The 6,631-nt window shown below is 48.9% G+C and carries 5 protein-coding genes and 1 riboswitch; of the genes, 1 reads left to right on the top strand and 4 read right to left on the bottom strand.

The features are described 5' to 3' along the window. Positions 1–626: homoserine O-succinyltransferase (locus tag BCV73_RS35625; RefSeq protein ID WP_256992715.1), on the bottom strand; the 626-nt coding region annotated here is incomplete at its 3' end. 122 nt (positions 627–748) lie between these two features. Beyond that, a riboswitch (SAM riboswitch) is annotated at positions 749–875 on the bottom strand. A 424-nt stretch (positions 876–1,299) separates the two neighbouring features. Between BCV73_RS35625 and corA the strand changes: the two genes are divergently transcribed. Continuing rightward, positions 1,300–2,235 (top strand): magnesium/cobalt transporter CorA, encoded by a 936-nt coding sequence (corA, locus tag BCV73_RS01700; protein WP_076170651.1) that lies wholly within the window; start codon positions 1,300–1,302, stop codon positions 2,233–2,235. A gap of 124 nt (positions 2,236–2,359) precedes the next feature. Here the strand turns inward: corA and BCV73_RS01695 are convergent, their stop codons facing one another. The 3 genes from BCV73_RS01695 to BCV73_RS01685 form a co-directional block, all read right to left on the bottom strand. Continuing rightward, positions 2,360–3,367, bottom strand: coding sequence for an HRDC domain-containing protein (locus tag BCV73_RS01695; RefSeq protein WP_089545732.1), 1,008 nt, complete (start codon positions 3,365–3,367; stop codon positions 2,360–2,362). Between the two features lie 293 nt (positions 3,368–3,660). Next, complete coding sequence (locus BCV73_RS01690) at positions 3,661–4,821, bottom strand: ROK family transcriptional regulator (protein WP_256992714.1); 1,161 nt, start codon at positions 4,819–4,821, stop codon at positions 3,661–3,663. Between the two features lie 124 nt (positions 4,822–4,945). Next, positions 4,946–6,571, bottom strand: coding sequence for a glycoside hydrolase family 43 protein (locus BCV73_RS01685; protein WP_089545731.1), 1,626 nt, complete (start codon positions 6,569–6,571; stop codon positions 4,946–4,948). Positions 6,572–6,631: the final 60 nt, after the last annotated feature.

Here is a 6,631-nt window from a genome sequence, read left to right as displayed (position 1 = left end):
TCCAGCCCCTCCACATGCTCGATACCCCCCCGCCGCACCTCGGTGTGGCGGGAGTGCGGTACATAGAATACATCGTCGAAGCCGCGGAGAAGCTTCACGTTGTTCTTCATCACCCGGTGCGGGAATACGCCGAAGCATTTCTCCTTCAGGTCCCACTTGGGAATGCCGTAGTGGTGGAACAATCCGGCCTGGGAGGCCCAACAGATATGCATCGTCGAAGTGACGTTCGTTTTGGTCCAGTCCATAATTTCGCGGAGCTCATCCCAATAGTTCACGTCTTCAAAATCCATTTTTTCGACCGGCGCCCCGGTGATGATCATACCGTCAAAACGGCGGTGCTTCACTTCCTCGAACGTTTTGTAGAACGACTTCAGGTGCTCCGAAGGCGTGTTCTTGGAAATATGGGAGCCCGGATGAAGCAGCACAATGTCGACCTGCAGCGGCGAGTTCCCAAGCAGGCGGAGAAGCTGGGTTTCTGTCGTTTCCTTGGTCGGCATCAGATTGAGAATCGCGATGCGCAGCGGACGGATGTCCTGGTGATACGCTTTGGTATCGTCCATGACGAAAATATTTTCCCGGGTAAGAACTTCTTTCGCCGGTAAAGTGTCGGGAATCTTGATCGGCATCGTTATCATCTCTCCTTTTTTCTGAAAACCGCGAAAATCGTAGCTTGAGAAGAAGCCGAGTATACAAAAATGACCTTTCCCATACAAAAGAGAAAGGTCATTACACGCTCATTACCGCGCCTCTCTCATCTGTCAGGAGACAACGCCCAAAGGCCGCTGCCATGCTCCTGCAAGAATTAGCACCGTGCGTAAATACCGCCGGTTGCCGGGTTTCATCGGGCTAGTCCCTCCACCTGCTCTTGATAAGATTTCGCTGTATTCAATTTTTCATTGTCTTGTTCCTTACTTTAAATCATAAGCCCATCCTTCGTCAAGACGCGGATTTGTCATTTTCGGCAGCATTTCGTGCACCGATCGAAGGTCGCTTCCATACCCTGTTATCGGGACCTGCCGGCCGCCATTTTGTTCTTGAAAGGAATAAAACCCGGCGTTATACTAGACAAGTGTTTCATACCCCGATATGACTGAGGTGACATGAAAGATGGAAGGCGACCCGAGCCCGAAGCTGAATGCATGGAAAACACAACTGCATAGACCTGAGATCAGCTTGCCGGCAGAGGGAAGTTTTCGTTTTCATGCCCGTACGTTTATTCAGTACTCCCCCAAATCCCGCTGACCGGCAGCGCTGATTTCTTTTCTATGCTCAAACATCTTGAGCAAGGAGTGAAGTCATATGAAAATCCGGTTGGTAAACGAAGGAGTATTTACTCCGATCGATGACCTGCAAACTGTACTAACCCCACCTTTGGCCGGCTTTTATTGGATCGACGCCGACGTCGACGACCTCGCGGAGCTGCAGCCGCTGTTTTCGCTGCATGATCTGGCGGTTGAAGACTGTCTCAGCGAAGAGGAGCAGCGCCCGAAGATCGAAATTTACGAAAACCACTATTTTATCGTGGTCAACAGCATCCGGTTTGACGATGAGGAGATTTTTCTGCGCGCACTGAACGTTTTCCTCGGAAGACACTTCATCATTACGGTGACGAAACAGAAAATCAACGAGCTGCGGACGCTGAAGCCGATCCTGTGGGAACAGGAAGTCAGCGGACCGGACCGTTTTCTGTACCTGCTGATCGACCTCGTGGTTGACAACTACTTTGTGGTCGGCGACCGGATCGAAGCCAAAATCGAGAAGCTCGAAGAAGACATTCTCATGCACACGAAAAAGTCCCATTTGAACGAAATTATCGGTCTGCGAAGCGAGATTCTGTGGCTGAAAAAAGTGCTGGGTCCGCAGAAGGATGTCATCAATACGTTAAATAAAAAAGACCTCCGGCTGATTGACGATCAGCTGCAAAAATATTTCAGCGACATTTACGAAAATGCGGTCAAAATTTCCGAAACATTCGATACGTACCGCGATCTGATGAGCAACTTGCGCGAGGCCTACCAGTCAAGTATCGCCAACCGCGCGAACGAGATCATGAGAGTGTTTACGGCCATGACCGTGATCTTCATGCCATTGACGATCATTACAGGAATCTATGGCATGAACTTCGATAACATTCCGGAAATTCATTGGAAATACGGTTATTTCATGATCCTCGGCATCATGCTCGTCCTTGGTCTCGGCATGGTTGTCATTTTCAAGAAAAAAGACTGGATTTGAAAGTCAGCGCATCACCCCATCATCATGCAATGGAAAACAGGACGAAGGAGACGGCCGCATGCGGTTAGAGCCTTCGTCCTTTTTGCATGGTCACCATCCGTAACTCCGCGGGGAAGCATACCGTTCACCCCACGCTTCTGCGGCTACCGGGCTGCCGGCGGAACCGGATGCGGATCAGCCGGATCCGCTCATAACGCTGCTCCATGCCGCTTCCCGAGGCGGCATCCTCTCCGTATACTTGCAGCAGCACCGGCTTCAAGAGCGCGTCGCCCAGCTCCTCCAACGCGGCCCACACCCGCTCCTGCTCCTCATTCGGCACCTCCTCCAGCTCGCTTTGGATCAGCCGCTCGGTATCATACCCTTCCTTCTCCAGCAGCTCCAGCGCCTCCACCAGGTCTCTGCGCGGCAGGCCGCATTCCTGTTCCAGCTGCTGCAGGTTCATCCCCTCATAAATTCCCTTCAGCATGGTGCGCCGGGTACGGTATTTATCCAGGTCCTGCTTGTACTTGTGCTCTTTCTGCTTGTAGGTCCACGATAGATATGACTGGTCGTCCAGGGCATCATTCACCCAATCCAGCGGAAATTCGTGGCTGCGCTGCACCGTTCCCGCAATCTCGATCAGGTCGGCTCCGTACTCCGACGCCTTGCTCTCCCCGACGCCTGGAAGCTGCAGCAGCTCTTCGATGGTATGCGGCACGAAGGCGCTGATCAGACGGAGCACCCGGTTGCTGGCGATAAAATAAGGAGCCTTGCGTTCACTGGCCGCCTTCCTTCTCCGCCAGGCGGTGAGTTCGGCGTACAGCTCCTCGTTGTTGTGCAGTTCACTGTAGCAGTACAGCTTCTGTACAGCATGGCTGCGGCCCTTCAGCTCCTCTTCCTCATGGAACGTGCCGTCGATCAACGGGCGGAATCCTTCGCCGAGCTTGACCGCCAGGCCGTGCCTGTAAATGTACAGCATCTCATTCCAGGATCCGCCTTCATACCAAGCGGTATCCATGGCTTCCCCGGTCATCTCCAGATCTCTCCATCCGAGATGCCAGGTTCCCTCCTCTTCGCCGATCCATACCTGCGCGAGCTTTTCTCCCTCGCTTCCCGCATCCTTCACAAGCCGGTTCATAAAAACGATTTGCATATTCACCAATTCCTCCATCCACGTAGGGTAATCAGCACAACGCAAAAAAGCACCTCTCTTAAATTAAGAGAGGTGCTTCCCCATTCGTGCAGATGTGCTGTTATAGTTGATCATACCATATTATGTAAAATGGTCAATGGGTTTTTCGCCAAATCTCCGAAATAACCAGCTCCTAAGAAGCTTTCAATTCAACTGAATTAGAACGTAGCCATTTGGATTTGGACAAAATACAAGCCGTTGTCCCTTCACAAGCCGTCGCTGAATTTCATTCCGGTTCATCGTAAATGCCCGGATTACTTGGTAAAAAGTAAATCATGCGATTCCAATCCGAGAATTTTCCTGGAAACCAAGGCAACTCCGCCAAAGAGCGTTAATTCATGAATATGGTGGTCAAGCGAAATAATTTGTGTGGAGCCAAGCGGATCAAGTGAAGAATATTCTTTAATAATCCCGTCTAATAGGTATGGGAAAAAGGCGATAAATCGTGAGGAAAGGAACACAGCATCCGGAGCGCTGTATTGGATTAAATTATAAGAGATTTGTGCAATGGCTATGACCCATTCCTCCATGATAGCCGCAATTTGTTCATCCTTGATCTCCATTAAAAGAATAAAATCCTCTAACGTAAATCCTGGTTTGTTTTTCAATTTGCCGATCCGGTCAAGCACCGCTTTTTCGGAATAAATTTCCTCTAAACGCCGATTTTTTTTATTTTCCGACATGATAATGGATCGTCCGATTTCGCCGGACAATCCGTTTAAGCCTTTATACAGGCGTCTCTCGATAATCGTTCCTACGCCTATTCCGTTATGAATGTTTAAGGCTAGAATGTTATCGAATTGAATATCCTCGGTATGGCGGTAAAAATCCCGGATATAAATCGCCGTAAGATTGGCTTCATTTTCGATGATAACGGGAACGTCGATCAGCTCCTTCAACGCATCGATCAAATCAAAGGACTGAAAGTCCAAGAACGGACTATACAGGATCTGATTGTCCAGTACCGGCGCATGAAGCGAAATGGAGATTCCAACCAATCCGTTAATCGTATCGTACTTTTCCAAATTCAAAATCACGTTTTTCATCAATGCAAAAATATCTCTTACTTTGTTCGTATATAATTTAATGGAAACATGGTGAATAAGCTCGCCATTAATGTAGTTGACGGAATATCTTAAATGATGAATGCCCATATCGAAAGCCAGTACAAACCCATACTTACGATTAAAACGTATTAAATTGGGCCGACGCCCCCCAATGTTGGATGCTTCCCCTGTTCCCAGCTCTTCAATCAAGCCTTGGTCTTGAAGCTCGCGTACGATGGAAGAAACCGTGGACTTTTGAAGATTGATTTGGTCGGCTATTGAACTTCTAGACGTCTGATCAGTATTAAATAGAGTTTTTAATACCAATTTTTTGTTATTTTCTCTCATAACATCCTGATCAGTTTTCATAATCATTTGTTGTAATCCCTTTCAAATGTTATCGTACTTAGAAGTATAGCATATTAATTAACATTACTACTAAGAAAGAGCTGGAAGTCATATTCTTCCAGCTCTTTCTCGGGATCATGATTAATTATTTATCAAGCTCTTTATACGTAAAATAATCGAAATCTGCCGGCAATTCATAACCGGAATAATCAACATTAGCCATCCCGACAAACGCTCCCGTAAAAAATCCGCCGTAGGACTGTACCACGTAATCGTCGGACAAAATCGCAGCATCCAGCGTTACGTCGATATCCGTCCACTGTTCGCCGTCAAAGGAATAGGCGTAGGTGTACGTTTCTTTCCGAACCTTCGCTTTAAAATGCACGTATTCCGCATGTTCGGGAACTTTAACGGCTTTATCCTTCAGAAAGCTCGTGAGAACGCCACGGTCATTTTGCGTCACTTCAATGACGCGTCCATTGATTTCGTTCCATGTCACATGGATCATCGACCAGTGTCCCGTATTGTAATAATTAACGAGGCCGGCCATCTGCTGGAAGGTGTAAGGCGAATACGCGACTGCCGTCTGTGCGTCGAAATAAAAGGACTGCCAGCGTCTTGCGACAAGCGATTGCTCGTGCTCATTGGTTAAGGAGCCTTTGCCGAACAAGCGCAAGTTCCCCGGCTTTTCCGTCAGAGAACCCATTCGCTCGTCAAACGGAACGCGCAGCGTGCTAAAATTGATATTCAATGCCGCGGAATCAAAATGATCCGTTTCCGGATAGGTCGGCGCATATTTCGTTTCCGTGCAGCCTTTAGGAGCTTCGACAAACCGGCTTCCCTGCTTGCCGCCTACGATATAAGGCCATTTTTCCTCGTTCCACTCCACTTTTTGAATCGCCGTTTCTCTTCCCAGCGTGCACCAGCCGCGCGGATCGCGGATCGATTCGGTCTCGCGGTGCCAGGGGCGTCCCGTCAAATGCGCGAAATACCATTCGCCCGACGGCGTATCCACCAGTGAGCCATGGCCGCATTTTTGCAGCTCCCCGTCAGGCGAATCGAACGCGGTCAGGAATACGTCGCCAGGCTGCGTTTCGTAGGAGCCGAACAGTTCTGCCGAACGGGCAACCACCTCTTGGTGGGTATAAACCGTTCCGCCTTCCGCGCAAAATAAATAATAATAACCAAATAGTTTATAAATATGAGGGCCTTCCACCAGCTTAACGTCGGTCCCTTTATAAATGATCTTTGCCGTCTCCGGAAGCAATCTTCGCTGCTCAACCGAGTATTCCGTCAGCTTTATGCCGTTAAACGGATGGCGATACTCGCGATGATCCCACTCCATCTGGACAAGATATTTTTTCCCGTTGTCGTCATGGAACAGCGAAGCGTCAAACCCCACTCCGTTCAGCTTAATCGGATCGCTCCAAGGGCCTTCGATGCTTTCGGCGGTAGTCAAGTAATTGGTCATGTCCTTAAAGGCGCCTTCGGTTACTTTCACGTCGGTATAAACCAGCCAAAATTTCCCGTCAGCATAGGACAGATCTGGTGCCCAGATGCCTGCCGAATCCTTATTCCCTTTCATATCCAACAGCGTTCTCGTGGAGAGCGGGTGCGTAATCAGCCGCCAGTCGACCAAATCCTTTGATTCGTGGATTTGCACGCCCGGAAACCATTCGAAGGTTGAGGTTGCAATATAATACGTATCGTCAACCCTTACGATGGACGGATCTGGATTGAACCCCTTTAATACCGGATTTTCGATTTGCATAAAAGTATCCCCCTGATCTATTCAATCTTTCATTTCGTGAAATCGTGTTCAAAATCACCT

This window comes from Paenibacillus sp. SSG-1 (assembly GCF_002224835.1).
In the GTDB taxonomy this organism is placed as follows: domain Bacteria; phylum Bacillota; class Bacilli; order Paenibacillales; family Paenibacillaceae; genus Paenibacillus_AQ; species Paenibacillus_AQ favisporus.
This window is presented reverse-complemented; position numbering and strand designations above follow the sequence as displayed.